Source organism: Pseudomonas sp. TE3899, from assembly GCF_056279105.1.
In genome coordinates, this window is record NZ_JBWBQR010000001.1 from 3,428,451 (window position 1) to 3,454,531 (window position 26,081).

A 26,081-nucleotide genomic window follows, 5' to 3' on the forward strand; every position below is an offset into this window, starting at 1 on the left:
ATGACACTTGCGCGATGCCGTCACCCCTGCTTGAATCAGGACGTCGGCCAGATTGTGACCGATGAGTCACAACATACTTCTAAGAAACTTTTTGCCGGTCGGGGACCCTCAGGTTCCGCCTTCCACCGGCAGACTGCCCGCCAATAATAAAACCCGTCGACCGGCCTTCAATGGATCGACATGGGCTCCAAATTCCAGGCGAATGCCTACCTGTCACAAAGCTCGTGCAATCTCATTTGCGCGCATACCCGCTTGCTCAGGAGTCTTATGACATGAGGCCAGAAATCGCTGTGCTGGATATACAGGGTCAGTATCGGGTTTACACGGAGTTCTATCGCGCAGACGCCGCAGAGAAGACCATTATTCTGGTCAACGGCTCGATGGCCACGACTGCGTCGTTTGCTCAGACCGTGAAAAACCTTCATCCGCAGTTCAATGTGGTGTGCTACGACCAGCCCTACGCGGGCAAGTCAAAAGCCCACAACCGGCATGAGAAATTGCTCACAAAGGAAGTCGAAGGACAGATCCTGCTGGAGCTGATCGACCACTTCGCCGCCGAACACGTGCTGTCGTTTTCCTGGGGCGGCGCCGCGACCCTGGTCGCCCTCGCCCACCGGCCACGGCGCATCGAAAAAGCTGTGATCAGCTCGTTCTCCCCGGAGATCAACGAGCACATGCGCGACTACCTCGAACGCGGCGTCGACTACCTCGGCAGCCGGGATGGCGACCGGGTCGGCAACCTGGTGAACAGCACCATCGGCAAACACCTGCCGTCGCTGTTCAAGCGCTTCAACTATCGTCACGTGAGCAACCTGGCCGAGCACGAATACGGGCAGATGCACTTCCACATCAGCGACCTGTTGCACAGCGATCGCCAGTGCTTCCTCAAGGCTGCCGAGAAAATCAACGTGCCGGTGCTGTTCATGAACGGCGAATGGGACGAATACACCGCCGCCGACGGCGCCCGGCTATTCGCCAACCACGTGCAACACGCCACCTTCAGCACCCTGCAAGCCACCGGGCACTTCCTCGACATGGAACACAAAGCCGCCTGCCGAGACAGCCAGAACGCACTGCTGGGCTTCCTGAAACCGGCGCAACACACCAGCCGACCGCGTTACCACTACGTCCAGGAACACCATGCACTGGCAATCTGAAATAGAGTCATCGCGAGCAACCTTGCGCCCATAGACGCCACCACCTCTGTAGGAGCAAGGCTTGCCCGCGATTGGCCGTTACTCGGTCCATGCCTGCGTGTCCCCCACGCTAAATGCAGCGCACATAAAGAAAAACTTCAAATCCGCGCGCACATCTGGTACAAAGTCAGCCGCTCTGAGCGGGTGTCGTATAATGGCATTACTCCAGCTTCCCAAGCTGATAACGAGGGTTCGATTCCCTTCACCCGCTCCAATCGAATTTTTGTCTCGCGTTGAAGGTTTTTGACGGGGGATGTAGAGATAGAAAAAAACCGGTCCAGATGGCCGGTTTTTTTGTGTCTGGAGTTTAGGCAATACGAAAAATTAAATCGCCGGAGATTCATTCCTTGCGGCTTTAATTGCCTCAGCTTTCTGTACGACTTCGCGTTGAGAGGCGTTAGCCTTGCTGATGACGTCCATCAAAATGTCACGCCGGGTCTCAGGGGAGGTTTTAGAGAAAAACTCTGTCAAAGCACTGGTCTTCTCAAGCTTGGCTGTACTCATCAATTTCATGCCTCTGTTAACAGCTCAACGAGCTGGGCTTGATCATAGTTCTGGGGAAATCAGAGCGTCAATCGTATCGCTGCTCGCATCGAGTTCTACCCACTGACTTCCGCCGTCAAAATTTTTAATCAATAAATCAACATGGATCTGGTCAACGTATAACCGCTTGAGTTCAATGACATTACTGCGAGCAGCAACAAACTGTCTGGCGAACTCCTGCAATGGAATATTTCTGCCTTCCGTCAGCTCCCTGGCCTGAACAAACTGCCAAGCGAGTTCCGGACGCTGATATACGTACATGACCTGAGCGTTTCGATGATTACCCAAAACTCGGTCTATATTGCGCTTTGCCACACCGAGGTTAGCCATAGTCCCGTCCAAAATGAACGAGAGACGTTTTTGAAATGCTAGATCCAATACCTTTTCCAAAATTTTCGTAACCGCGCGCTGGAACAGATATGAATTACTTCCGTTATAGCCTGGGATCAGGCTTCTAAAATCGTCAGGGTCAATACGAAGAACGCGCTTGGCTTGAAGGCTGGAAATTCCCGTGTCCAGTGCCTCAACCATCGCCTTGGATATTTCTGTCTTGCCCGCTCCGGGTGATCCAGCCATGAACACGGTGAACGGTGTCTCCTCACTGAGATACACAGAGGTGTCCGCGACCTGCCGAGCCAATAATGCTCGGTTCGCTCTGGCGAACTCAAAGGCAGCGTGTTCTATCGCGATTTCTTGTGGCGTCATACCTGACTCGACCCTTGTTTTTCTTTTGTGGAAGCAACGACGCCCCGTTCATTGCCAAGAGGGTAGAACGTCGCCGCGACAACTGGAAAATCTTTGTGTGGCGACGTGTGTAGCGAATCTCACTTGACCTGAAGTCCTCGAACTTTTCCTAGACGCTGAATTAGGCCAAATGTCGAAAAAGCAACGTCCTACACTACTCTAGGAATTGTCCGTAGACTTGCGGATTGCTGCGTTTTCACCATGAAGCCTATAGTCACCCAACGCCAAAATGGCGTGTCGGGTTTGGCGACTCGGCGACATGGTGCAGAAGCTTCCGGGCAATTTCGGAGCGCTTCTGGACGCACTTAGCTGCCTGCTTTTTGGTAGCTGTGCGTGGGAGATCCTAGGATCTGCCGGTTTCACCATGTCCGGTTCGCCAACCCGCGTACAGCTGCCACCCATTTGTTTGGCGACAACTTGAGTGGTAGCAGTCTTTCAATTACATGGTGATTATTTATGAACGAATACATGGCTTTAACCAGCAACGCCGACGATCTACCGTCCCTGTTCGTCAACACCACCCAACCGCTGCACTCCCTGCTCAGCACGGCCAGTTACAGAATCCGGGCCGTGACGCAGCTTCTGGAAAACCTCGCGATGCGAGGCGACATTACCTCTGATTCGGTGATCCTCAGCGACTTTGCATTGCTCTGCTGCGTGCCCTTGCGCGATGGTTGCGATGTGCTGGACGTGATCGCTCGACGCATGGATGCGGAATAGACCTGACGGTTAGATTGGGTGCCTTTTGGGGCGCCCTTTTCGTACCTTACTTACACATCCATAACGCACCGCCCATTTCCCCTCTTCTCCCAACCCGCTAGCATTCCCACATCTACAACCACCCTCCCCCTGCGCGGCCATCAACGAATACGCGCCACAACTCTTCGAGGGAAACCAATCGGCCGCACCACCGGTGCCGCCCGTGACGAACTCAATAGAGCAATTCGAACATGACGCAAAACATTTACGACGATCCGGAATTTTTCCAGGGTTACAGCCAGATGGGCCGTTCCATCGGTGGCTTGGATGCCGCACCGGAATGGCCTGCACTTCAATCCCTGTTGCCACCGATGAAAGGTTTGAAAGTGGTGGACCTGGGCTGCGGCTATGGCTGGTTCAGCCGTTGGGCCAGTGAGCAAGGCGCCCACAGCGTGCTTGGCCTCGATGTGTCGGAGAAGATGCTGGAGCAGGCGCGCAAGACGACTGCTGCGGACAACATCCAGTACGTTCGCGCCGATTTGGAACATCTCGACTTGAGCAAAGAAAGTTTCGACCTGGCCTACAGCTCTCTGGCGTTGCACTACATCAAAGATCTACCCGGCCTGTTCGCCAACATTTACGCAGCCCTGAAACCCGGTTCACGCTTTGTGTTTTCCATCGAGCACCCGATTTTCATGGCGCCGCGTAATCCGGGTTGGCTGATCGATGGCGAAGGTCGCAAGCGTTGGCCGCTGGACAGTTATCAGCTGGAAGGTGAGCGGGTGACGAATTGGCTGGCGGAAGGTGTGATCAAGCAGCACCGCACGGTGGGTACTTTGTTGAATACCTTGATCGCGGCGGGATTCGCGATTCAGCACGTCAATGAATGGGGGCCGAGCGATGCCGAGGTGGCGGCGCAGCCGGCTCTGGCGGAGGAGCGAGAGCGGCCGATGATGATGTTGGTGGCGGTGGAACGTTGACACTTAAATAGAACGAACACTGATGACTTTGTGGCGAGGGAGCTTGCTCCCGTTGGGCTGCGAAGCGGCCCCAAAAAGAAGGGGACTGCTGCGCAGTCCAGCGGGAGCAAGCTCCCTCGCCACAGGTTCAGTGTGACATCCGCTTTTACCGCGTCGCGACGATGAACAACCGTGGAAACGGCAACAGCACCGTCCCATCCTCCAGCGCCGGATAAGCCTGCTCGACCGCCGCCAGATACCGCTTCAAATACTCCGCCCGCTCGCCCTCATCCAGCGGATCGAGAAACGGCCGCAGGCCACTGCCCTTGAACCACTCCACCACGCCCGAGGCACCACCCGCCAGTGGATGATGGTAAGTCGTGCGCCACACATCAACCCGCTTACAGTGCGGCCGCAGCATCGAGTAGTAATCGCTGGCACTGGCCATTTCCGTCCGTTGCCCGGCGGCGTCCGCCAGTTTGCTGGCCCACGGGCCATTGGCGGCGATTTCGCGCATCAGGCGATGGGACGGTTCGTTGAGGTTGTCGGGCATCTGGATTGCCAGGCTACCCCCCTTGGTCAGTCGAGAGGCGAGCGACGGCAGCAACGTCCCGTGATCGGGCAGCCACTGCAATACGGCGTTGGCGAATATCACGTCGAACGGGCCGCTATCGTTCCAGGTTCCGATGTCAACGGTGTCGAACTTCACTTGTGGCAGGCGCTTGCGGGCGGCTTCGATCATGTCGGGCGAACTGTCCACGCCGCGCACCCAGGCATTGTCGAAACGCTCTACCAGCAATTCCGTGGAGTTGCCGGGGCCGCAGCCGATATCAATGGCCGAGCGCGCATCCACGGGCGGGATGGCTGCGAGCAGATCCCGCGCCGGGGCGGGTGCGTTCATCTTCAAAAGCGACGTATTGCTTGGCGGACCAACTCATTGCGTTCTCCTGTCGAAGGGGTGTCCTGGCCTGGGCCGACAACCGGTTCGCTACGATACTCCGCCCTGTGCGCCAGCCCAATCCGACTTATGGCGATCGCAGAGGATATGCCGCGCGGTTTTTATCGCTGATTCATTGCAAGACATAACCCAATCGACCGTTCGTCGAGGGAACAGTCAAGCGATTTTGACAGCCTGAATATCACACCTATAGTCCTTATCGCGGCCAGTCGGAAGGAACCCGACCTGTCAATTTGCACGCAAGGAGCAAGGCCAACTCGTGCCTCGTGCAAGCAGGGTTCCGCCCGTAGTGTTTCAGCAACGGCCGTAAGGCAAGCAAACGTTGTCATGCCTGAGGGTTATCAGGCACTCACTATGAACAAGGAGCTTTACTATGTCTCGAGTCACGGATGTGCTGGTCTCTATCGACACCGAAACCATTCTGAAAAACTACCCGAACATCAGCAAAAACCCTGCTTCGCCAACGATGATCGACGTTAATCATGTGTACATGGTGACCAACCGGGACAACGTGATAAATGGTCAGGCCGGGGGCGAACTCAACCTGAAAGCACAGGTGGGCGACTTGATTCGCTGGCGTGAAACCAGCCTGTCGCAGAGCTTCGAAACCGCGGTTATTTTCTACAAGTTCATTGGCAACAAAGGCAGCGAGTTGATCTCCACCCCTACGCCGCGCAAGGCTACGGCCTGCGTCGCCGTCCCTAACACCAGCAACCCATCGGTGCCGAGCTGCCAGAAAGTCGATAACCATTATTGGTCTTCGGAAACACTGGACTGCGGTAGCGTGACCTATCACTTCCATTTCCTGATCGTCGATCGCGATTGCAAAATCGTCGGCTGCTGCTCATGGGACCCGTTCATTACCATCCGTAACTGACGAAGGCTGGCCCCTTGGCGACAAGGGGCCAACCCCATTCGTTGCCGTTTCGGCAGGAACAGGATGTCTTGCATGAACCGAAGCGGCTGCCGTGCAGTGCCACCATCATGAAAGGAATCCATGATGACTTCCGAACCGATCAAATCGCCTTCATCCAGCGTTGCGACGGCCAACAATGTGCTGCTGATTGTTGATGCCGAATCGCTGCTGACAAAGTACCCGACACCCAGTCTTGAGGCACAAGATCCGACGACCATCAGCGAAGGATTCATCTTTGCCGTCGGCGGGAAAGACGCCAATCAAATAGCGATTAGTGACAGCTATTTGACGCTAGCCACCTGCAATGGAAAAACCTTCCACATTCGCGGCCGCACCGTGAGTCTGCTCGCTGAAAACAGCGTGGTGTTCTACGACATGGCCGTGAGCGATACCCAAGTCCTCTCCGCTCCGAAACTGGTGGTACACGCAGGCCTCACCGTTCCGGCCCCCGACCCGATAAACCCGACCCAACCGGCCAGCCACCTGGCCGATGATCACTACTGGGAGTGCGCGCAACTGACCCCGGGCGTCGCCGCCTGCGAATTGAGCTTTATGTTGGTTAACCAACAGTGCGAAGCGGTGGGGTATTTCAGTTGGGCGGTTGAGGTGAAGTTTTCTGCTTGAGTGTATTCGGCTTCAACATCGCCAAAAGATCGCAGCCTTCGGCAGCTCCGCCGAGCGTATTCCACCGAAGGCTACGATCTTTTGCCCCCCCCGCAACCCTCGTTAAAAAAGAAATTCCAACACGCCGTCGCTGTCTGAATTTCAGGCGCATCCCTAGAAGGAACACGGCAATGAAATTCGCAAAAGTCTCGCAGAAACTCGCGCTGTGGGCCGGCAGTCCCACGACGTTTTTGATCGCGATCATTCTGATTGCTGTGTGGGGGTTAACCGGGCCGATTTTTGGTTACAACGACACCTGGCAGCTGATCATCAACACCTCGACCACCATCATCACCTTCCTCATGGTGTTCCTGATCCAGAACACCCAGAACCGCGATACGGACATCTTGCATTTGAAGATCGATGAGTTGCTGCGGGTGACGAAGGAGGCGCAGAACGCGATGTTGGGGCTGGAGTCGCTGGATTTGAAGCAGTTGGAAGAGTTGCGTAAGCAGTACCGCAAGATTGGCGAAGGCGAGACGATTTCCATGAATGTCGCCCCCAGCGGCGACAAGCCGAAGTCGAACCTGGATCAATGCTGAAATCCTCGGCGGGTGACCTCGGTCACCCGCACTGCATAGGGGCTAGCGGCTGGCTTGCAGGGCCTTGGCCATCTGCAGATGGTTTTGCAGTTTGGGCAAGGTTTCTTCGGCGAATGCCTTGATTTCCGGAACGTCGGTGGTCTGCGCTTCCTGCTGGATCTGGTCGATAGCAGCCTGGGTGTTTTGCACCTGACTGGCCGCGTAGGCCTGGTCGAACGTCGGACCATCCTTCACTTCGGGGATCATCGTTTTGGACTTATCGATCACTTCTTCCCGAGGCGCGACCGGCAGGTCGAGCTTCTTGGCGATTTTCGCCAGATGCTGGTTGGCGGTGGTCAGGTCGTTGATAACCACGACGGTGTAGTCCTTGACCTCCTTGGATTCGGTTTTCTGGTGCGCCAGGCGACTGGCTTCGATGTCGGCCATGCCTTTGGCGGAGGCATCGTTGATGAAGTCGGCAGGCGACTGGGCAAAAGCGCTGCTGGCGCACAGGCCCAGCAACGTGGCAAAACTGGCATTGCGTATACGGGTGGCCATCCGGCTCATGGTCGCGCCCTCCATTCGAAAAAATTCAAACGGGAGCTTTCGCTCCCGCCTCTCGATCAAAACTACCTTATCCACTACTTGGATTTCTGACCACCTTTGCGGCCCATATCGGGTTTCGCAGGGTCTTTGTCGACAGTCGTGGTGGTAGTTTTCCCACCTTTGCGACCGGCTTCAGACGCCTTCGTTCGATCGTTGGCATGGTTATCCGCGTTCGAGTTTCTTGAGTTAGGCATGATTCTCTACCTCTTGGTGTTGATCGCGGCGAGCACAGGCCCGCATAGGATCAGAATTCCGATCTGGCCAAAGGTTTAGAAAAAATCGGGGATATTGCGACGAACGGTGGTGAAAACTCAGGCTTCGAGCGGCCGGTGACGCAGGCGCTTGACCGCGTACATCGCCTCGTCGGCGTAGCGGAACAGCTGCTTTTCTTCCAGGCCATGCTCAGGATAAATCGCCGCGCCGATACTCGGTTCGATGTTCAGGCTGTGGCCATCCAGGCGCAGGGGTTGCAGCAATACTTGTCGGATTTTTCCGGCGACGCTGTCGGCGTCTTTGGCGGCATGGATGCTGTGCAGCAGCACCACGAATTCATCGCCGCCGATGCGCGCCACGGTATCGCTTTCCCGCACGCAGCCCTTGAGCCGATTGGCCACCGCTTGCAGCAACATATCGCCGACCGCATGACCGTGGGTGTCGTTGACCAGTTTGAAACGGTCGAGATCAACGTACAACAGCGCCATCCGCCCGCCCTCGGAGCGGGCCTGCGCCAGCGACGATTTGAGCCGCTCGCGGAGCAATTCGCGATTGGGCAGTTGGGTGAGTTGATCGTATTGGGCCATGTGTTGCAGCCGCGCGTGCAGCTGCTTGCGCTCGATGGCGGTCGCCACCTGGGCGCAGACGTATTGCAGCAACTCCTTGTCCTGCTCGGTGTAGCGCTCGCCGCCGGCCTCGCTTTTGACGATCAGCGCACCGATGGTGCCGTTCTGCGAGTTCAGCGGCACGCCGAGCCAGCACGGGGAATCCTGCCCCGCCACCAGCGCCTTGAAGCCTTCGGGGAGTTGATCTTGTTCCGAGGTCAGCAGGATCGACTGGCCGTTGCGAATGACCTCCGCACACAAACGCCCGGTGACGGTGCCGGGCAGTTCGGGCTGATGTTCACGGTCGTCGACGTGATAGGGGAAATTCAGCTGCGCACAGTGTTCGTCATACAGCGCCACGGAAAAATTCAGCGCGGGCAGCCATTCGCCGATGATGGTGTGGATGCGTTTGAACAGCGCCAGCAAATCTTCCGCCGCATGGGCCGCTTCGGAGATCGCATACAACGCCGCTTGTCGCGACTCGGCCTGTTTGCGTTCGGTGATGTCCCGGGCCACGGCGATGCGCAGTTGATCGACTTCCGACCAGCGCGCCGACCAAAGGATGTGAACCACCCGGCCGTCCTTGCGCAGGTAGCGGTTTTCGAAGTTGAGCTTGGGTTCGCCGCCGATGATTTCTCGCGCGGCATCGAGGGTGCGCTGGCGATCGGCGGGGTGTACCAGCTCGATCATCGGCTGACCGATCAATTCATCCGGGGTGTAACCGAAAATACGCTCGCAGGCCGCGCTGACAAATACAAAGCGACCTTGCCTATCCACCGCACAGACGGCGTCCAGCAAGAGGTCGATATAGCTCGCCAAAGGCGCGGAATTTCTAGTGGTCATGGTGCAGGGTGCGTGTCCGGGCCATGTAGCGCTGAAAAACCATCCGTGACCGGTGCCGCTGACGCGTCCCTGCGATCAGCCTCAAGCCTTGTTCGTGACCAAGCCTGGCAATGCATGCACCAAGGCGTTGATCGCGAAACCGATGAACATCACCCCACACAACCGGGTGATCAACAGCTCATGCCGTTGATACACGGTGCGCACCTGCCGCGCACCGACGATGCCAATGAGAATAGCGTACGCCAGCAATCCGCCCACGAAGCTCAGGGCAATCAGCCAGGGCAGCATCGACCAATGGAGCAATTCGGCGCGGCTGGACAGCAACGCGGTGAACGTCGCCACGGCCACCGGGTAGGCTTTCGGGTTGGTCAGGCCGAACAGAATGCCGTGCCAGAACGGCTGCCGCGCCGGCCCTTGCGGGGTTTCAGCGCTGCTGCGGCGAGCGCGAATCGCGCGCACACCGAGCCAGAACAGATACAGCCCGCTGAGCACGCCCAATACATCAAACGCCGTGCTGCCGATTTCCCGGGCGCCGACAATCGCGATCAGCGCCGTGCTGCACCAGACCACATCCCCAAGCAAATGCCCGCACAGGAACCCCGCCCCCGCCCGTCGCCCCCGCGCCGCGCCAATCCCGAACACCGCCAACACACCCGGGCCGGGGGTGATGCCGTAGATGAAGCCTGAGGCGAGCACGGCCATTAGTAGCGATGGGGTCATGGGGAACTCCTGTTTAAGCGAATGCTGGCCAGTCTATCTCAGGACTTGGTGTGCGTCTGACTGATCGTCGAAGAACTTCATGCCAGCGTACGGCCGTTGCCGACAGGCTTGCAGCCGTGACGCCAGATCCCCGACATGGACTTCGAGCTTGTGATCATCCGGGTCGAGGAAGTAGAACGACGCGCCCTCGCTGCGGTTATCGCGCCATTCCTGCACCCCGGTAGATCGCAAGTGTTCAACGAACACGGTGAAATCCGCAGCGCTGACGGTGAACGCGTAATGGGTGTAGTCGGCGGCAGGTTCGGACTTGCGCAGTGGATCGAAGGAAAGGCACAACCACAGGCCCGGCAGCGAGAGATAGGCGCCGGCATCCCAGATCGCGTCGAGGCGCAGGTGCAGCAGGCCTTGATAGAACGCGACGCTGCGATTGAGATCGGTGACCGCGAGGGTAAGGTGGTTGAGGCCGGTGAGCATGGGTGATTAACCTCTGAGCGCTTCTGGTATGACGTATTGCTTGCCGTCGTAATTCAGGATGACTCGAGTGGTTTTCAACTTTTTGGCCTTGTCCTGGCACTCTTCACCCATCAGAAAGCGTTGAGTCTCCGTCACGGTGGAGCTGACAACCAGATCCGCAAAGCCGTTGTGAAGCGTGTTGCCGATATCGACGGTTCTTTCGGTTCGCTCGCCCTCTCCCGCACAGTTGCCGTCCCACTCGCCCCGCCCCGTCGACATCACCAACCCTTCCAACACGGGGCGCAAGGTGGCGCCATCGCGCAAATACAACGCCAGTTCATTCGTGTAGTAAGAATTGATGCTTGATCGTGTTTCAAAACGCGAGCGGATGCCGAACGCGCGAGCGTCCGGCGTCAACTTGTAGCGTGCCGTATCAATGCTCAGGCCTTGAAACGCCACGGCGTCCGAAGAATAGGCATCTTTTTTACGGTAGCTGGCCAGCGGTTTCGCACTGGACGAACGGATGAGCGCCAACTCCAGATCGACGTTTCCGACATCGCCGTTGCCGTCGGGAGAATCCGGCTTGAACGTCGTCGTGGCGACAATGGTCTGGTCCTCATACGCCGGCCAGACTTTGCAAAGGGTGACAGACGGCGTGTCTGCGGGTGCTTCTTCGCAACCCGCTTGTGCCTGGTTGGCCGCCGCGATGAGGCCGAGGACAGTGAGAGAGGTCAGCAGTTTGCGTGTGCTCATCATGTTCTTCCCTGATGGATGCGCAGTCATTGAACGCTCGTGAAGTCACCTGGCAACACATAGTTTTTACCGTCGTACCGAAGCGTCGTCTGTATCGGTTTGGCGGTCACGGAGTTGGATACACACGCCTCGCCCTCACCCTTCCCGACCGTGCTCATGGACACTGTTTTGACGATCAGGTCCGCGTAGCCATGGGAGCTGGTCTTGCCGATTTCGAGGGTTCGAGTGATTTCATAACGCTCGCCGGCACAATTGCCATCCCATTCACCGCCGTACTGATAGGTGATGAGTCGATCCATGACCGGACGCAGCGTGTTGCCCTCTTTGACGTAGAGCGAGAGCAGCGTTTCATCCATTGGATTGACCCGTGACGAGCCCTTGAACGTGGCGCGCACGCCGAAGGCTCGCAGGTTGGGGGTAAGCGTGTAGCGCGCCGTATCGAGTTGCAGGTCTTCAAAGGTAATGGCATCCGACTCGAACGCGGACGACTGGTGATAAGTCGCCAGCGGTTTCGAATCACCCGCCGAGACAACGGCAAGGTCGAGATCATATTTGCCCTCGGGACCGGAACCGCTGGCCGAAAAACCCGACTCGAATTGCGAGATCGCCGTAATCGCCAGCCCCGGGTAAGCGGGCCAGTCCTTACAGACCGAATAGCCGAAATCCCCATAAAACGGCGGCTTCTCACACGCGGCAAACGCCTGCCCCGTCATCACCAGACCGCACAGCGCTGCAAAACCCATCCAGCCAGACTTCAATGTCATTCCCTGTTCCTTGTGTGTTTCAAACCAGTCAAATGCTGCCGCGCACTATCCTCGGTGCGCGGCTTCCGCTCAACAAATTGTTACGACAAGAAGAACGGACCGGACCGCCACTCGACGCGGCCACATTGTATGTTCGAGTTACAAGCCGTGAAATCGAGACCTCCATGCCTAACTTTTCAGAGCATCTGCCACTTAACACCGCCGATACTTCCACCAACCATTCCTGGGAAATGGAGGACATTCGGGCGGCGATCAAAGAAGCCGATGCAGGTGACTTCGCTACAACCGAGGAGTTGAATGCAATCGCCGAAAAATGGCGCCCAGTGCCCAATACCGATCATTCAGGCCTGACACCGAACCTGTGGCGAGGGAGCTTGCTCCCGCCGGGCTGCGAAGCGGCCCTCTCTTTACCTAAAAAGAAGGGGACTGCTATGCAGTCCAGCGCGAGCAAGCTCCCTCGCCACAAGTGACTCATCGGCTTAACTGACTGGGTTTATCCCCTGCCCAATCCGCCCATTCAACCAATTCAACGCCTGATCCCCGCCCCGCCGTTTATGCCAGACCAGCACAAAGGTAAACGACGGAATATGAAACGGCGGCGCCACGACGATCAATGTCTTTTCATCAACGTCGCGCAACCCACGCGAGGCCACCGTCAGGATCAAATCCGTCCCGGCGATAAATTCCGGCGCAACACTCCAGTGCGGCAGGCTGATTGCCACGCGTCGGCGCTCCCTTAACGCCGTTAGTGCCCGTTCGATTTCCGGGGTGCCGCTGCCGCGCATTTCCAGCAGGACGTGGGGCCGGGCCAGGTAGGTTGGCAAGTCGAGTGTGCCGTGGGCGGGCAGGCTGTGGCGGTCGACCAGGCAGGCGTAGTGCTCGTCGAACAGCGGCGTGCTGCGCAGTTCGTTGGGCAATTCCGGGAACACCCCCGCCACGACGTCGATGTCACCGTTGAGCACGCCATCAAGCATGCCTTCGCGGCTGGCGTGGCTGATTTGCAGGTCGATGCCCGGCGCTTCCCGGCGCAAGGTGCGGATCAGCCCCGGCAGGACGATGGCCGCGCCGTAGTCGGACATCGCCAGGCGAAAGGTGCGTTTGGCGGTGGCCGGATCGAAGGTGTTCGGCGCCAGCAGCGATTGCACCTGGGCCAGGGCTTCGGCCAAGGGTGCGATCAACTCCAGCGCTCTTGGGGTCGGCACGAGCGTGGCGCCGGCGCGCACCAGCAATGGATCGCCGAGCAGATCGCGCAAGCGTCCCAACGCATGGCTGACCGCCGGTTGACTCAGGTGCAGACGCTCGGCGGCGCGGGTCACATGCTGCTCGCTGAGCAAGGCGTCGAGGATCACCAGCAGGTTGAGGTCGATGCGTCGTAGATCATTCATCTGCTGCATGTTCTGCATAGCGAATCGGAATTTAAATTTGCGCGGCGAATACCCTAGAGTCCAGCAAAACCTGTTGGAGTCATGAACATGAGTACGTTGCAGTGGGCCGGCCTGTTGCTGCTGGCGGTGATTGCCGGGGCGGTGGTGCCGTTTCAAAGTGCGATCAATGCCAACCTGAGTCGCGGCCTCGGGCATCCGTTATGGGCGACGCTGGCCTCGTTGCTGGTGAGTTTGCTGGTGTTGCTGCCGATCATCCTCGCCCTGCGTTTGCCGCTGCCGTCGTTGGCGTTTATCAGCAAGGCGCCGTTGTGGATGTGGGCCGGTGGCGTGTTCGGCGTGTGCTTTGTCGCGCTGGCGGTGATGTTGCTGCCGAAACTCGGTGCGTCGGGCTTTGTGGTGCTGGCGCTGACCGGGCAAGTGATTGCCTCGATGCTGCTCGATCATTTCGGGCTGTTCGGGCTGGTGGAGCGGCAGTTGACCTTGCCCCGGGTGTTGGGCGCGGTGTTGCTGGTGGCGGGGGTGGTGTTGATTCAGTTCAGTGGAGCATCGGGTAAAGCGTTGATTGCGACTTCTTGAAAATCAAAAGATCGCAGGCTGCGCCAGCGCCTACGGGGATGCGTGGTCCCTGTCGGCGCTGGGGCAGCCTGCGATCTTTTAAAACTTGTCGAGGGTGCGCAGCTTCTGCGGCAAGCCCCACATCAGCAGTGCAGCCGCAATCAGCGCCGCAACGCCAATCACGTACAGCGCCGGGGTGGTGCTGCCTGTCAGGTCCTTGATCCGCCCCACCATCACCGGGCTGACGATGCCGCCAAACTGGCCGAGGGTGTTGATCACGGCGATCCCACCTGCTGCACCGGCACCCGCGCCGGCCAGCAGTTTCGGCGGCAGGGTCCAGAAGCTCGGGATGCAGGCAATGATCCCGGCACCGAGCAAGCCCAGCGCGACAATCAGGAACGTCGTGTGGTTGGCGAAGATCCCGGCACAGAAGAACCCGACCGCCCCCAGCGTCACCAGGCCGGCGACAAACTTGCGGCGTTCGCCGGTGGCGTCAGACAAGCGCCCGATCACCACCATGCTGATCGCCCCGCAGATGTAGGGAATGGCGGTCAGCAAACCGATCTTCACCGGGCTTTCGGTACCCGCGCTGCGGATCAATTGCGGTGCCCAGAAATTCAAGCCGTAGGACGCGACCTGGATCAGAAAGTAGATCAGCCCCAAGGTCAGGAACCCCGGAATCTTCAACGCCGCGAGCAGCGAGCCGCCGCCCTTGTGCGGTTCATGGTGAGCGATGCGGCTGGCCAGCAGGGTTTTCTCCGCAGCGGTCAGCCAATGGGCGTCTTCGATGCGGTCCTTGAGCAATTTCAGCACCAGCAAACCGAGAACGATGCAGGGCACGCCGCCGAGCAGGAACAGCCAGTGCCAGCCGCGCATGTCCATGAAGCCGTCGAGGTGTTGCAGCACCAGACCGGAGAACGGTGCGCCGACCAGACCGGCAAATGCCGAGGACAAAAACAGCATCGAAGTGATGCGCCCGCGATAGTGCTGCGGGAACCACAGCGTCAGGTAATACAGCACGCCGGGGGCAAAACCGGCCTCCATCGCGCCGATCACAAAGCGCAGCGCGTAGAACTGCCATTCGCTGTTGACGAAGACCATGGCGGCGGTGGCGACGCCCCAGGACATCATGATCCGGGCGATCCAGCGCCGGGCGCCGACCTTGTACAGCATCATGTTGCTCGGCACCTCGAACAGCACGTAACCGACCACGAACAACCCGGCGCCGAGGCCGTAGGCGGTGTCGCTCAGGCTCAGGTCGGTCTGCAACTGGAACTTGGCGAAGCTGATGTTGATGCGGTCGAAAAATGCGAACAGGTAGCAGACCATGATCAGCGGCATCAGGCGCCAGGCGACTTTGCTGACCAGGGCTTTTTCGACATCGTGGCTAACGGACGGGCTCGCGCCCGCCTCCAGTACGTTGAGGCTCATGGGGTTTCTCCAGGCGGACTGCCCGTGGGTGTCCGATTGTTTTTGTTGTCTGGTTTGTAATCGTTTTTCTGTAGGAGCGAGGCTTGCCCGCGAAGGCGGTGTGTCAGTCAACGATGATGTTGAATGTGAGGGCCTCTTCGCGGGCAAGCCTCGCTCCTACAGGGAGTATTCGGTGGTGTCAGGATGGGCTTGGGTGCAGGTCGCAGTTGCGTCCGGCCTTGGCCAGTTGGCCGGGCACTTCGTGGCCCACCAGCGCTGGCAAGCCTCGGGACAGTTTCAGCAGCAGCGGCAGGTCGATGCCGGTGTGGATGCCGATTTCATCGCACAGGTTGACCAGGTCTTCGGTGCAGATATTGCCCGAGGCGCCCGGGGCAAACGGGCAACCGCCGAGGCCGCCGAGCGCGGCGTCGAAGCGGCGGGCGCCGGCCTCGTAGGCGGCCAGCACGTTGCACAAACCGAGACCGCGGGTGTTGTGGAAATGCAGGGTCAGGTCCGCCGGCGACACCCGCTGCAACACCCGCCGCACCAGTCGATCCACTTGCCGCGGATTGGCCATGCCGGTGGTGTCGGCCAGGGTGATGCCTTGAATGCCGAGTTCCTGATAGGCCTCGACGATTTGCAGCACGCGATCCTCATCGATCTTGCCTTCGAACGGGCAGCCAAACGTGGTGGCGATGCTGCCGTTGAGGCGCACCTGTGTGCCGTCGACGTACTGCACGATCTCGCCGAACGCCGCCAATGAGTCTTCACAGCGCATGCGCATGTTGGCCAGGTTGTGGGTCTGGCTGGCGGACATCACCAGATTCAGTTCATCCGCCCTTGTCGCCAACGCCCGTTGCGCGCCTTTCAAATTGGGGATCAATGCGACGTAGATCACCCCCGGTTGCCGGGTGATGCCCTTGAACACCAACTCGCCATCGCGCAACGCCGCAATGGCCTTGGGCGAGACGAACGATCCCGCCTCGATCCGGCTGAACCCAGCCAGCGACAGCTGATCGATCAGCGCAATTTTGTCAGCGGTTTCAACCCAGGTCGGCTCGATCTGCAAACCGTCGCGCGGCGAGACTTCCTGCACGATCAGCGTCTGGGAAAAGTCAGTGATCATTGCACCACTCCTGCGGCTTTCAGCCGTTCGATGTCGGAGCCGGTCAGGCCCAGCCCGGCAAGGATGCCGTCGGTGTGCTGACCCAGTTGCGGCCCGGACCAGTTCACCCCGCCGGGGGTTTCGGAGAGTTTGGGCACGATGCCCGGCATCTTCACCGTGGCGCCGCCGGGCAGGTCGGCGTTGAGCAGCATGTCCCGCGCCTGGTAGTGCGGATCGGCGACGATATCGGCCACCGAATAGATGCGCCCGGCCGGGACTTCGGCGGCTTCGAGCGCGGCCAGCACGTCATCGATGGGCAGGCTGCTGGTCCAGTGGGTGATGGCGGCGTCGAGCACATTGCTTTTCAAGGCGCGGCCGTCGTTGTGGGCGAATTCCGGGGCGTCGGCCAGATCGCTGCGACCGATCACGTTCATCAAGCGCTTGTAGATCGGATCGCTGTTGCCGGCAATCACCACATAAGCACCATCGGCGGTCAGGTAGGTATTCGACGGCGCAATGCCCGGCAACGCCCCGCCGCTGCGTTCGCGAATGTGGCCCTGCATGTCGTATTCCGGCACCAGGCTTTCCATGACGTTGAACACGCTTTCGGCCAACGACACGTCCACCACTTGCCCACCGCCCTGCCCGGTCTTGACCCGCAGCAGCGACATCAGCGCGCCGATCACCGCATGCAACGACGCCAGGGAATCGCCGAGGCTGACACCGACCCGGGCCGGCGGTGAACCGGGGGTACCGGTGGTGTAGCGAATCCCGCCCATGGCCTCGCCGATGGCGCCGAAGCCCGGACGGTCGCGGTACGGGCCGGTCTGGCCGTAGCCGGAAATGCGCACCAGGGTCAGGTTGGGGTTGAGGGCGTGCAGCACGTCCCAGCCCAGGCCGAGTTTTTCCAGGGCGCCGGGGCGCAGGTTCTCGATCAGCACGTCGGCGCTGGTCGCCAATTGCTTGACCAGTTCGATGCCTTCAGGGGATTTGAGATTGAGCGCAAGAGACTTCTTGTTGCGCGATTGCAGGTACCACCACAGCGAGGTGCCCTCGTGCAGTTTTCGCCATTTGCGCAGGGGATCACCCTGGCCCATGGCTTCGATCTTGATCACCTCGGCGCCAAACTCGGCGAGCATGCGCGCAGCAAACGGTGCAGCGATCAGCGTGCCGATCTCGATCACCTTGATTGCACTCAGGGGGGCAGTCATCGCGGGGTACCTCTTATTCTTGGACTATGTGCCAAGGCTAGAGGACCGGGGGGTAAGGAATCCAACCTTCAGTTGGCAATGGGCGTTCGTGAAACGCGAACGCTCGGCCGACATTACCGCGACCTCAGGTCCGCCTTCGCGGGCAAGCCTCGCTCCTACAGGTTTGGTGGTGTTTCACGCCGGGCGCTGCCCTTGTAGGAGCGAGGCTTGCCCGCGAAGAGGCCGGCCCATCCAACAACGATCTATCAGGTATGCCCGCGCAACTGCTCAAACAACATCCGACTCACCGGCGACAACCCCGCTTCATCGCGCACCACCAGAATCAACGCCCGATCCGACCAGTCATCGGTCAACGGCACCGCGTGCAACCCCAGCGCCCGGCCAAACAATTCATAGGCCTTTTGCGGCAGGATGCCGATGCCCATGTTGGCCTGGACCATCCGGCACATCGCATCAAACCCCGGCACATGAATCCGCAACCGCAGCACCTTGCCCGCCTTGCGCGCCGCCGCGTGGGTGCGCATGTTGATCGAGCTGGCGGCATGCAGGCCGACGTAATCGCTGTCCAGGGTATCGGCGAAGGCCAGGGTTTCACGGCTGGCCAAGGGATGATCCGGCGGCATCAACACCACCAGTTTGTCCTGGCGATACAGCACGCTGTGCAGGCCTTTGACATCGCTGTCACTGGAGCAGATCCCCAGGTCCGCCACACCATCCAGCACGCCTTGAATCACCCCGCTGCTGGGACGCTCCTCAAGGTCGGTCTTCACTTGCGGATGCCGCTCGGAGAAGTCCCGCAAGTCTTCGGGCAAGAACTGAATGATCGCCGACAGGTTCGCCAGCATCCGCACATACCCGCGAATCCCGTGGCTGTGCTCGCCCAATTCCAGGCCCATTTTCTCGACGTTGAACAACATCTGCCGGGCATGGTGCAACAGGGTTTCCCCGGCCGGCGTCAGGGTCATGCCCTTGGCCTGACGCACGAACAGACTGATGCCGAACGCCTCCTCCAACTCCATCAAACGCTTGCTGGCCGCCGACACTGCGATCGCTTCTCGCGTGGCAGCACGGGTCAGCGTGCCCTCTTCGTGGACGGCGACGAATAACTGCAGGGTGATCAGGTCGAGGCGGCGGATCAGGCTTTTTTGCAGCATGGGTGGGCTCGATGGCGTGGGTTCGGCTGAGTCGGCAGGATAGCCCGGTTTTAGCCCACAGCCTCACACGCCACCGTCCTACACGTAAATCTCTTGTAACACTCAAACATGCAGGAATCGGCCGATTCAACGCTCCCGCCGCATTCCGTAAAGTCTGGAAACACACAAACACGCTGTATCACACAAGGAGCAACACTCTCTATGGACCAGACAGCCAACACCTTCACCAATTATCGAAAACTGATCGCCCTGGCCGATTACGACTGGGAAACCGCCGAAGCCGGAAAAGTCGCGGGGCTCAACGTCGACATCCGCAGCGCCAACCGCATGGTCGACCAGTACGGACGGGCGTTTCATCACTTCTGCACCACGTCCTACCTGGGCCTGGATCACCACCCCGACTTGCTCAAAGGCGCCATGAGCACCTTGTGGGAAACCGGCACCCTGCGCGTCGCCAATTCGAAAAACCGCTGCAAACTGGCAATCCTGGACCAGTACGAAAGCGAACTGTCCGACCTGTTCGGTGCCCGATGCCTGAGCACCTTGTCGTGCAGCGCGGCGAGTGCCGGGATCCTGCCGCTGCTGGCCAGCGGCGTGTTCACTGAAAACCGCCCGCCGGTGATGGTGTTCGATCGCTTGGCGCATTACTCGATGAACCACCTCAAGGCCGCGTGTGCCGACGAAACCCGGGTGGTGACCAGCCCGCATAACGACATGGACTTCCTGGAAAAGCAGTGCCAGCAGCACGGCACGGTCGCGTATGTCGCCGACGGCGCCTACAGCATGGGCGGGGTGGCGGACCTGGACAGTCTGTTGTACCTGAAGGATCGCTACGGGCTGTTTCTCTACCTGGATGATTCCCACGCCCTCTCCGCCGTCGGCACGTCCGGCGCCGGCCTGGTCCGTCCGAGGCTGCAAGCCCTTGACGATGACTGCCTGATCGTCGCGTCACTGGCCAAATCGTTCGGCGCCAGCGGTGGCCTGGTGATGTTCGGCAACGAACGGCAGAGGAAACTGATTCAACGTTACGGCGGCCCGAGCAATTGGTCGCAAAGCCTGAACAGTGCGGCAATCGGTGCCGGCCGGGCCTCGATCAAACTGCATCGCACGGCGGAATTCACCGCATTGCAGGAAAAACTTCAGGTTAATATCCGGCTCTTTGACAGCCTGATCCGCACCGAGCAGCACCGCAGCAACATGGCGATTCGCTTGATCCGCTGTGGTGAAGCGGCGCTGGCCAACCGCCTGGCGACCGAGTTGGCCAACCTCGGCTTCTTCACTTCGGCGGTGTTTTTCCCGGTGGTGGCGCAAGGTCAGGCGGCCATCCGGATTACCCTGCGGGCCGACATGGAGCCCGGGTTGATCCGCCACTTTTGTGAACTCATCAGCGAACTGTTGCGCACCCACGGCCAGGATGTCGGCCACTGAAACCCAGGGAAGATGCCATGAAGAGCAGCACCACCCTCCTCGTCACCTGCAGCACGGTTTTCCTCGCGCAATTGGGCATGAGCATTTACCTGCCTGCATTGCCGGAGATCGCCCGGCATTTGTCCGCCGATGCGTCGCAAGTGTCGTGGGGGTTGGCGGTGTACCTGATCGGCATGGCGCTGCCGATGTTGTTCTGGGGCAGCCTGGGCCAGCGCATCGGGCGTAAACCGGTATTGCTCGCGGCGCTTGGCATCTATGGGGTCGGCAACCTGGCCCTGCCCCTGGGCCAGACGCTGGAGTCGTTCCTGTTCCTTCGCTTGCTCCAGGGCGTTGGCGCCAGCGGGATTTCGGTGATGGCCCGGGTGCTGATCCGCGACAGTTTTCGCGGCGACTTGCTGGCCAAGGCGCTGTCGTGGATTTCGATTTCCTTTGTAGTGGCGCTGGGGATCGGGCAGTACCTGGGGTCGATCATCCAGGTGGCGCTGGGTTGGCCCGCGATTTTTTATCTGTTGGGTGGGGTGAGTCTGCTGATGGCCGGGATCGTGGCGCGGGTCGCGTTCCCGGTACTGACGGACGAACCCCGCCCGGCCTCCAGTTGGCCAAGCTACTGGCGCATCTTGCGTCATCGAGCGTTTCTGCTGCCGGCCCTCGCCGGTGGCCTGGGTTACGGTGTGATCATCGCGTTCAACACCGCCGCACCATTGATCCTGCAAGGACCGTTCAACTGGACCGCCGTGGAATACGGGTTGTTGGGATGGCCGATCAGCGCGGCGTATTTTCTCGGAGCGCTGGGGGTCAATCGTTTCGTCGTGCGCACCGGTCAGCATTGGCTGATGACGCTGGGCGTGGGCCTGGTTTTGGCCGGCAGCGGGGTGATGTGGCTGGGGAGTGTGGCGGGGACGTCGGTGGCGCTGCTGTTCTGGTTGCCGTACTGCTTTGCGGTGCTTGGCCAGTCGCTGAATTATCCGATCAGCCTGTCGCTGGCCAATGAGGGCTCGCCGGTCAGCGGGGCTTATGCGATGGCGTTGAGCGGTTTCATCCATCAACTGATGGCCGCCGTGATTGGCGGCATCGCCAGCCTGATCGCCAGTCAGCAGGCCTGGCCGTTGTCATTGCTGTGCGTTGTGCTGGCCCTGGGCGCGATGCTCTGCGTGAGGTTCGCGCCGGGTGGCAAAAAGGCTTAGAACGCGCTGCGAAAAATCTCCTCGATCTGCCGCTGATCCGCTGCTCGCGGGTTGGTCAGGCCGCAAGCGTCTTTCAGGGCGTTGGTGGCGAGGATCGGGATGTCGTTGAGCTTGGCGCCGAGGTCACGCAAACCGCCGGGGATTTCCACGTCCCGGGCCAGACTGCGGATCGCCGCGATGGCCGCTTGCGCGCCTTCTTCCGGGCTGAGCCCGCGTATCTCGGCGCCCATGGCGAGGGCCACATCGCTCAGGCGATCGGCGCAGACCAGTGCGTTGAAGCTTTGCACATGCGGCAACAACACCGCGTTGCACACGCCGTGGGGCAAGTCGTAGAAACCGCCCAACTGGTGGGCCATCGCGTGCACGTAGCCGAGGGAGGCGTTGTTGAAGGCCATGCCCGCGAGAAACTGCGCGTACGCCATATTCTCCCGGGCGGCCAGGTCGCTGCCGTCGCGCACGGCCAGGCGCAGGTTGTTACTGATCAGGGTGATGGCCTTCAGCGCACAGGCGTCGGTGATCGGGTTGGCGGCGGTGGAGACGTAGGCTTCGATGGCGTGGGTCAGCGCGTCCATGCCGGTGGCGGCGGTCAGGCTCTTGGGCATCGCGACCATCAGCGCCGGGTCGTTGACCGACAGCAGCGGCGTGACGTTGCGGTCGACGATGGCCATTTTCACGTGGCGCGATTCGTCGGTGATGATGCAGAAACGGGTCATCTCGCTGGCGGTGCCGGCGGTGGTGTTGATCGCGATCAGCGGCAGTTGCGGCTTCTCGGACTGATCGACGCCTTCGTAGTCGCGGATCTGCCCGCCGTTGGTCGCGCACAGGGCGATGCCTTTGGCGCAGTCGTGGGGCGAACCGCCGCCCAGGGACACCACGAAATCGCAGTTACTTTCCTTGAGCAGGCCCAGGCCGCGTTCGACGTTGGCGATGCTCGGATTGGGCTTGGCGCCGTCGAAGATCACCGAATCGATGTCCTGCATCGCCAGCTTCTCGGCGATCATCGCCGCCACGCCAGCCTTGGCCAGCCCGACGTCAGTGACGATCAGCGCTTTGCGAAAACCGTACTTGCGGATGGCGTCCATGGCTTCGTCGAGGCAACCGCTGCCCATGATGTTCACGGCGGGGATGAAAAACGTGCTGCTCATGGCGAATCTCCTGCGAGGGGCCGAATCGACAGCTCCGATTCAGCGGATGTGCACAGGATCGACCGATCAGTCACGGCGTATGTTGATCTGGCTCAAGTGCGGGTCGTGATAAAGTCGCCGCCCATCAGACCCTTCGCTTTTTGAGACGACCAACGCAATGACCGATTTCCAGGATGTCGATGCCCAACTTGAAGACTGGAACGCCTTGCGCACCAGCGCTTCGTTCAGCGGCCTGCTGCTGGGCAACGGCGCCAGCCGTGCGGTGTGGGATGACTTCGGTTACGACTCGCTGTTCGAAAACGCCCGCACCGTCGAAGAAAAACCCCTGAGCCAGTCCGAGCTGAGCGTGTTCGATGCGCTGCAAACCCGCAGTTTCGAACAAGTGCTGAGCGCGCTGAAAATCACCAGCCGCGTCAACAAGGCCCTGGCCGTCAGCTCCGCCGCACCGCGCAATCGCTACTACGCGATCAAGGAAGCGCTGATCAACACCGTGCACGCGGTGCACATCCCGTGGCGGCTGGTGGTGCCTTCGACGTTGGCGACGATCAATCAAGAGATGGGCCGCTATCGGACGGTGTTCACCACCAACTACGATCTGCTCGGCAACTGGGCGCTCCAGCACCAGCCGGAAGCCATCACTGACCTGTTTCACGGCAATGAACCGAGCTTCGACTTGAGCGCCAGCGCCACCGATAAAACCCGTTTGCTGTACCTGCACGGTGGCCTGCACCTGGTGCGCAACCAGGACGGCACGGCGCGCAAATTGAAGTCGACCGAGGGCACGTTGCTCGGCAGTTTTGCGATCAACAACACCATCAAGACCCTGGACGACGTGCCGCTGTTCGTCAACGAAGGCCCGGCGCAGGACAAGCTCAAGACCATCCGCAGTTCGGATTATTTGTCGTTCTGTTATGACCAGTTATTGGGGCATGGCGAGGGGTTGTGCATCTTCGGGCATGCGCTGGGCGAGCAGGACAGCCACATCATCCATGCGCTGCGCCAGGCGAAACCGAAGGTGGTGGCAGTGTCGATCAAGCCGCGCAGCAAGGCGTTTGTTCAGCATCAGAAGCGGCATTACGCGAAAGTGTTTGAGGGGACGGGGGTTGAGTTGAGGTTTTTTGATTCCAAGACACATGCGCTGGGGAGTTCGAAGCTGACGGTTCCAGTCGAAGTCTGAAGAGAACACCAAACTTGTGGCGAGGGGGCTTGCCCCCGTTGGGTCGCGAAGCGGCCCTCAGCGGTCTTTCAGTTAAAAGGTGCCAGCAGGTTTACGACTGCTTCGCAGCCGAACGGGGGCAAGCCCCCTCGCCACAAAAGCACTCCTCATTCTTTAAGGATCGTTCCCACGCGCAGCAAAGGAATGCAGCACGGGACGCTCTGTGTCCCATTGGAACGCGGAGCGTCCCTGGAGGCATTCCTTTGCTGCGCGTGGGAACGATCTCGCGTCAAAGCACCGGCAATGTCTTGTCCTTGATCACCGTCGTCGGCCCGTTGGCCTTCACACTGGCAATCCCCTTCTCCCGCGCGGCATCGTTGGAGTACGCCTCGCTGCTGCCGATGATCTCGTGATTACCGGCCTTGAGGTTGAAGTAAGGATGGCCATCCTTGGTGGTCTTTTTCTCGTAGCGTTCATCCAGCGGGCTGTTTTTCTGCACCGAGGCGATGCCGCCATCGGCAGCGGCGCGGGTGGTGTAGTGCTCGCTGTTCAGAATGGTTTCGGCATTGGCTGCTTTGAGCACAAAGCGAAACTGACCGGTGCTGGTTTTGCTCAACTCATACCATCCAGACATGGTGCCACTCCTGTCGATTGATCCAACCAAAGTTGCCTGACAGTAAAGACCTTCCATGGGGTTTATCCACTGTTTGAGAACAGACCTCACGCGGCAGCCACCCGCAACCTTTCTGCACCCGCGCCTCAAGCAGGATCTCCATGTCTCGCCTCACGCCCGACCCGCTGTCGGCTGATTCCTTTCGCCGGTTCTACGGGGACATCCTGAATTACCTGCGCAAACGCACGGATAACCCCAGTGACGCGGCGTACATGACCGGCGCGCAACGCCTGAAGCAACTCAAAGGTGTGCTCGTAGAACCCTCGCCGCGCCGCCGCGAAGCCCTTATGCTGCAAAGCTTTGAAGGCCTGAGTCAGGCACAGTTCGCGCAACGCATGGGTATTTCCCTGAGCATGCTGGAAAAACACATCGCCTTCGCCCTGCTGCATTGCAAGCAACGCCTGGACCACGAAAAAGGCACGGAGCAGCCAGAATGAATCGTGATATTGATCTGCCGGATGACGGCATCGACGCCCAGGCCGCCAGCTGGTTTGTGCGCAATCGCCAGGAGCACGGCAGCGCCGACCGCGAAGCTTTCGAGCTGTGGATGTGCGTACCGGAACACACCAAGGCCTACCGCGCCTTCGAAGAACTGTGGGCCGACCTGGCCGAACTCAAGCAACAGAACAAACCGGCGCCGATCAGCCTGCGGCGTAAACCGAATGTCTGGCGCCCAGCCCTGGCGATTGCGGCGGCGTTGGTCTGCGCCGTTCTGGCGTTCAACCTCGGCACGCCCCATGGCGTCTATCAGCAACAAATCGCGGCCCAGGCCAAAGGCTCGCGCACGTTCAATCTGCCGGATGGCAGCACCTTGTCGGTCAACGCCAATACGCGTTTGCGCATCGATTTCGACAGTCAGCAGCGCCAGGTTTATCTCGACCAGGGCCAGATTTATCTGGAAGTGGCGCCGGATAAAGAGCGACCGCTGTGGGTGCATACCGGTGAATCGACGGTGCGGGTGGTCGGCACCGCTTTCGATGTGCGGCGCACGCCCAGGCACGTGGTGGTCAGCGTCGCCCACGGCCAGGTCGCGTTTGCCCCGGACAGCAAGACCCAAACCCAGCTCGGCGCGCAACAGCAGGCCGCGTTTGACCTGGCCAGTGGCACCCTGCAGCAGCAGACGCTGACCGACGGGCAAGTGGCGGACTGGCGCAGCGGGCACTTGTCATTTCGCAATCGCGAACTGGCCAGCCTGGTGGATGAGTTGAACCTGTATCGCGCCCACCCGGTGCTGTTGGCCGATGGGAAACTGGGGCGCTTCAAGGTCTCCGGCGACCTCGACGTCAATGATCCCGATGCCTTGCTCAACGCGCTGCCGGCGCTGATTCCGGTGAAAACCGTCACCCTCGCCGATGGCCAACTACGCATCGAAGCACGCTGAAACACCTCACATGAGAATATCTTGCAGTCGCATGTGAGGTGTTTTTGCCTGCCGCGTCTTCCTCGGGTCTGCGTTGAGTGGGGATCGGGCGTATAGCCAGGGGCGCAATGCCAAAGTGAGTGTGACGCGGTTCTTCTG

At 59.8% G+C, this 26,081-nt stretch carries 29 protein-coding genes, 1 tRNA gene and 1 pseudogene; 14 read left to right on the forward strand and 17 right to left on the reverse strand.

The genetic code is table 11. From position 1 onward, the window contains the following. Nucleotides 1-272: 272 nt before the first annotated feature. Both ACZ89E_RS15695 and ACZ89E_RS15700 read left to right on the forward strand, forming a co-directional pair. Entirely contained in the window at nt 273-1,157 is an 885-nt protein-coding gene (locus ACZ89E_RS15695) for an alpha/beta fold hydrolase (RefSeq protein ID WP_149657208.1), read from the forward strand. Nucleotides 1,158-1,336: 179 nt separating this feature from the next. Then, a tRNA-Gly gene (locus ACZ89E_RS15700) sits at nt 1,337-1,410 on the forward strand. A 110-nt stretch (nt 1,411-1,520) separates the two neighbouring features. Here the strand turns inward: ACZ89E_RS15700 and ACZ89E_RS15705 are convergent. Together ACZ89E_RS15705 and ACZ89E_RS15710 are read right to left on the reverse strand one after the other, a co-directional pair. Next, on the reverse strand, nt 1,521-1,700 hold the full coding sequence (locus tag ACZ89E_RS15705) for a hypothetical protein (RefSeq protein WP_123507547.1): 180 nt from the start codon (nt 1,698-1,700) through the stop codon (nt 1,521-1,523). 42 nt (nt 1,701-1,742) lie between these two features. Further along, on the reverse strand, nt 1,743-2,444 hold the full coding sequence (locus ACZ89E_RS15710; protein WP_463259648.1) for a zeta toxin family protein: 702 nt from the start codon (nt 2,442-2,444) through the stop codon (nt 1,743-1,745). A gap of 495 nt (nt 2,445-2,939) precedes the next feature. On the opposite strand from ACZ89E_RS15710, the gene ACZ89E_RS15715 reads away from it, so the two are divergent. Both ACZ89E_RS15715 and ACZ89E_RS15720 read left to right on the forward strand, forming a co-directional pair. Next, the gene (locus ACZ89E_RS15715; protein WP_149657209.1) at nt 2,940-3,203 is read left to right on the forward strand and encodes a short-chain dehydrogenase; all 264 of its coding nucleotides are present in this window, start codon (nt 2,940-2,942) and stop codon (nt 3,201-3,203) included. A 230-nt stretch (nt 3,204-3,433) separates the two neighbouring features. Next, nucleotides 3,434-4,162, forward strand: a complete 729-nt coding sequence (locus tag ACZ89E_RS15720) for a class I SAM-dependent methyltransferase (protein ID WP_476256009.1) — start codon at nt 3,434-3,436, stop codon at nt 4,160-4,162. A 145-nt stretch (nt 4,163-4,307) separates the two neighbouring features. Here ACZ89E_RS15720 and tam read toward each other — a convergent pair. Continuing rightward, nucleotides 4,308-5,079, reverse strand: a pseudogene (gene tam / locus ACZ89E_RS15725) (trans-aconitate 2-methyltransferase). A 393-nt stretch (nt 5,080-5,472) separates the two neighbouring features. Between tam and ACZ89E_RS15730 the strand changes: the two are divergent. From ACZ89E_RS15730 to ACZ89E_RS15740, 3 genes are all read left to right on the forward strand, one after another. Continuing rightward, the gene (locus ACZ89E_RS15730) at nt 5,473-5,976 is read left to right on the forward strand and encodes an inclusion body family protein (protein WP_476256010.1); all 504 of its coding nucleotides are present in this window, start codon (nt 5,473-5,475) and stop codon (nt 5,974-5,976) included. Between the two features lie 123 nt (nt 5,977-6,099). After that, nucleotides 6,100-6,639 carry an AidA/PixA family protein gene (locus ACZ89E_RS15735; protein ID WP_476256011.1) on the forward strand — a complete coding sequence of 180 codons (540 nt, stop codon included), beginning with the start codon at nt 6,100-6,102 and terminating at the stop codon, nt 6,637-6,639. A 170-nt stretch (nt 6,640-6,809) separates the two neighbouring features. Beyond that, complete coding sequence (locus ACZ89E_RS15740; RefSeq protein ID WP_149657215.1) at nt 6,810-7,220, forward strand: low affinity iron permease family protein; 411 nt, start codon at nt 6,810-6,812, stop codon at nt 7,218-7,220. 42 nt (nt 7,221-7,262) lie between these two features. On the opposite strand, the gene ACZ89E_RS15745 is transcribed toward ACZ89E_RS15740, so the two are convergent. From ACZ89E_RS15745 to ACZ89E_RS15775, 7 genes are all read right to left on the reverse strand, one after another. Then, entirely contained in the window at nt 7,263-7,766 is a 504-nt protein-coding gene (locus tag ACZ89E_RS15745) for a DUF4142 domain-containing protein (RefSeq protein WP_476256012.1), read from the reverse strand. Nucleotides 7,767-7,840: 74 nt separating this feature from the next. Then, the gene (locus ACZ89E_RS15750) at nt 7,841-7,999 is read right to left on the reverse strand and encodes a KGG domain-containing protein (RefSeq protein WP_133837415.1); all 159 of its coding nucleotides are present in this window, start codon (nt 7,997-7,999) and stop codon (nt 7,841-7,843) included. 117 nt (nt 8,000-8,116) lie between these two features. Then, nucleotides 8,117-9,466 carry a sensor domain-containing protein gene (locus tag ACZ89E_RS15755; protein ID WP_476256013.1) on the reverse strand — a complete coding sequence of 450 codons (1,350 nt, stop codon included), beginning with the start codon at nt 9,464-9,466 and terminating at the stop codon, nt 8,117-8,119. Nucleotides 9,467-9,547: 81 nt separating this feature from the next. Beyond that, entirely contained in the window at nt 9,548-10,186 is a 639-nt protein-coding gene (locus ACZ89E_RS15760; RefSeq protein ID WP_476256014.1) for a LysE family translocator, read from the reverse strand. Nucleotides 10,187-10,219: 33 nt separating this feature from the next. Next, nucleotides 10,220-10,660, reverse strand: coding sequence for a fosfomycin resistance glutathione transferase (fos, locus tag ACZ89E_RS15765; protein ID WP_476256015.1), 441 nt, complete (start codon nt 10,658-10,660; stop codon nt 10,220-10,222). 6 nt (nt 10,661-10,666) lie between these two features. Next, nucleotides 10,667-11,392, reverse strand: coding sequence for a PA3715 family protein (locus ACZ89E_RS15770; RefSeq protein WP_476256016.1), 726 nt, complete (start codon nt 11,390-11,392; stop codon nt 10,667-10,669). 26 nt (nt 11,393-11,418) lie between these two features. Then, entirely contained in the window at nt 11,419-12,156 is a 738-nt protein-coding gene (locus ACZ89E_RS15775) for a PA3715 family protein (RefSeq protein ID WP_149657220.1), read from the reverse strand. A 164-nt stretch (nt 12,157-12,320) separates the two neighbouring features. Here ACZ89E_RS15775 and ACZ89E_RS15780 point away from each other — a divergent pair, with 164 nt between their 5' ends. Then, a complete protein-coding gene (locus tag ACZ89E_RS15780) occupies nt 12,321-12,626 on the forward strand; it encodes a hypothetical protein (RefSeq protein WP_178128989.1) in 306 nt (101 codons plus the stop codon). A 9-nt stretch (nt 12,627-12,635) separates the two neighbouring features. Here ACZ89E_RS15780 and ACZ89E_RS15785 read toward each other — a convergent pair whose 3' ends face one another. Further along, the gene (locus ACZ89E_RS15785) at nt 12,636-13,550 is read right to left on the reverse strand and encodes a LysR substrate-binding domain-containing protein (protein WP_476257056.1); all 915 of its coding nucleotides are present in this window, start codon (nt 13,548-13,550) and stop codon (nt 12,636-12,638) included. A 78-nt stretch (nt 13,551-13,628) separates the two neighbouring features. Here ACZ89E_RS15785 and ACZ89E_RS15790 point away from each other — a divergent pair, with 78 nt between their 5' ends. Beyond that, complete coding sequence (locus tag ACZ89E_RS15790; RefSeq protein ID WP_149657222.1) at nt 13,629-14,117, forward strand: DMT family transporter; 489 nt, start codon at nt 13,629-13,631, stop codon at nt 14,115-14,117. A 78-nt stretch (nt 14,118-14,195) separates the two neighbouring features. On the opposite strand, the gene ACZ89E_RS15795 is transcribed toward ACZ89E_RS15790, so the two are convergent. The 4 genes from ACZ89E_RS15795 to ACZ89E_RS15810 all read right to left on the reverse strand — a co-directional run bounded on the left by ACZ89E_RS15795 (nt 14,196) and on the right by ACZ89E_RS15810 (nt 18,976). Then, on the reverse strand, nt 14,196-15,527 hold the full coding sequence (locus ACZ89E_RS15795; RefSeq protein WP_476256017.1) for an MFS transporter: 1,332 nt from the start codon (nt 15,525-15,527) through the stop codon (nt 14,196-14,198). Nucleotides 15,528-15,705: 178 nt separating this feature from the next. Continuing rightward, nucleotides 15,706-16,632 (reverse strand): hydroxymethylglutaryl-CoA lyase, encoded by a 927-nt coding sequence (locus tag ACZ89E_RS15800; RefSeq protein ID WP_476256018.1) that lies wholly within the window; start codon nt 16,630-16,632, stop codon nt 15,706-15,708. Next, the gene (locus ACZ89E_RS15805; protein ID WP_123597175.1) at nt 16,629-17,822 is read right to left on the reverse strand and encodes a CaiB/BaiF CoA transferase family protein; all 1,194 of its coding nucleotides are present in this window, start codon (nt 17,820-17,822) and stop codon (nt 16,629-16,631) included. The genes ACZ89E_RS15800 and ACZ89E_RS15805 overlap by 4 nt, the downstream gene beginning before the upstream one ends. A 245-nt stretch (nt 17,823-18,067) precedes the next feature. After that, nucleotides 18,068-18,976: a LysR family transcriptional regulator gene (locus tag ACZ89E_RS15810; protein WP_476256019.1), complete on the reverse strand. Its 909-nt coding sequence runs from the start codon at nt 18,974-18,976 to the stop codon at nt 18,068-18,070. Between the two features lie 201 nt (nt 18,977-19,177). Here ACZ89E_RS15810 and ACZ89E_RS15815 point away from each other — a divergent pair, with 201 nt between their 5' ends. Together ACZ89E_RS15815 and ACZ89E_RS15820 are read left to right on the forward strand one after the other, a co-directional pair. Further along, on the forward strand, nt 19,178-20,404 hold the full coding sequence (locus ACZ89E_RS15815; protein WP_476256020.1) for an aminotransferase class I/II-fold pyridoxal phosphate-dependent enzyme: 1,227 nt from the start codon (nt 19,178-19,180) through the stop codon (nt 20,402-20,404). Nucleotides 20,405-20,421: 17 nt separating this feature from the next. Next, complete coding sequence (locus ACZ89E_RS15820) at nt 20,422-21,588, forward strand: multidrug effflux MFS transporter (RefSeq protein WP_476256021.1); 1,167 nt, start codon at nt 20,422-20,424, stop codon at nt 21,586-21,588. Here the strand turns inward: ACZ89E_RS15820 and yiaY are convergent. Beyond that, nucleotides 21,585-22,733 (reverse strand): L-threonine dehydrogenase, encoded by a 1,149-nt coding sequence (gene yiaY / locus ACZ89E_RS15825; RefSeq protein WP_476256022.1) that lies wholly within the window; start codon nt 22,731-22,733, stop codon nt 21,585-21,587. The genes ACZ89E_RS15820 and yiaY overlap by 4 nt on opposite strands. 157 nt (nt 22,734-22,890) lie before the next feature. Here yiaY and ACZ89E_RS15830 point away from each other — a divergent pair, with 157 nt between their 5' ends. After that, nucleotides 22,891-23,910 carry a DUF4917 family protein gene (locus ACZ89E_RS15830; RefSeq protein WP_476256023.1) on the forward strand — a complete coding sequence of 340 codons (1,020 nt, stop codon included), beginning with the start codon at nt 22,891-22,893 and terminating at the stop codon, nt 23,908-23,910. Between the two features lie 268 nt (nt 23,911-24,178). Here the strand turns inward: ACZ89E_RS15830 and ACZ89E_RS15835 are convergent, their stop codons facing one another. After that, on the reverse strand, nt 24,179-24,523 hold the full coding sequence (locus tag ACZ89E_RS15835; RefSeq protein WP_123597168.1) for a YegP family protein: 345 nt from the start codon (nt 24,521-24,523) through the stop codon (nt 24,179-24,181). Nucleotides 24,524-24,663: 140 nt separating this feature from the next. On the opposite strand from ACZ89E_RS15835, the gene ACZ89E_RS15840 reads away from it, so the two are divergent. Together ACZ89E_RS15840 and ACZ89E_RS15845 are read left to right on the forward strand one after the other, a co-directional pair. Beyond that, a complete protein-coding gene (locus ACZ89E_RS15840) occupies nt 24,664-24,999 on the forward strand; it encodes a sigma factor-like helix-turn-helix DNA-binding protein (RefSeq protein ID WP_476256024.1) in 336 nt (111 codons plus the stop codon). Next, a complete protein-coding gene (locus ACZ89E_RS15845) occupies nt 24,996-25,943 on the forward strand; it encodes a FecR family protein (protein ID WP_476256025.1) in 948 nt (315 codons plus the stop codon). The genes ACZ89E_RS15840 and ACZ89E_RS15845 overlap by 4 nt, the downstream gene beginning before the upstream one ends. Nucleotides 25,944-26,081: the final 138 nt, after the last annotated feature.